1 protein-coding gene is annotated in these 562 nt (G+C 47.0%); it reads right to left on the minus strand.

Annotated elements, in window-relative coordinates:
* Window positions 1–562, minus strand: a 562-nt coding sequence (locus R7190_RS29620; RefSeq protein WP_318138172.1) for an AMP-binding protein, incomplete at both ends; no start/stop codon positions are given.

A 562-nucleotide genomic window follows, 5' to 3' on the forward strand; every position in this document is an offset into this window, starting at 1 on the left:
AATTTGGCAAACGCTGATGGTGTTTCCGAGTTTGCTGCTAATCGCTCGGTTTTTTTGCGTCATATCGAAGATCTTGCCGCCAAATTGGTAGCCATTACAACAAAACAATACTTTGGGTGTCACTTGGCCGAATCGCTCTAACACGCTGTCGACGCCAAAATCTGGAGAGGTCGATGTCCAAATAGCACCGAGGCTGGTGGTCGCAAGCATCGCGATGACGGTCTCAGGAAGGTAGGGCAAGTAGGCCGCCACGACATCTCCTTTGCCGACACCATTTGCAATCAACCATTGTTGGACGATGGACACTTGCTCAATCAACTGTTGACCAGAGAGCTGTTTTTGCTCGCCATTTTCATTGCTGAAAACAATCAATTGTCGCTCTGGCGATTGCTCTGCGTGTACAAGTAAATTCTGAGCGTAGTTAAGGGTTGTATCGCAGAACCAACCCGTATCTCTGTTGATATTTGGTGAGTTTGAATCGCTCCATTTTGGCTCGCCTAAACTTTTGACTTGTGAACCTAACTTGCCAACGACTTTACAAAATTGCCAAGTGTGCTGCCAA

The sequence above is a fragment of the Vibrio sp. 1078-1 genome (assembly GCF_033340475.1).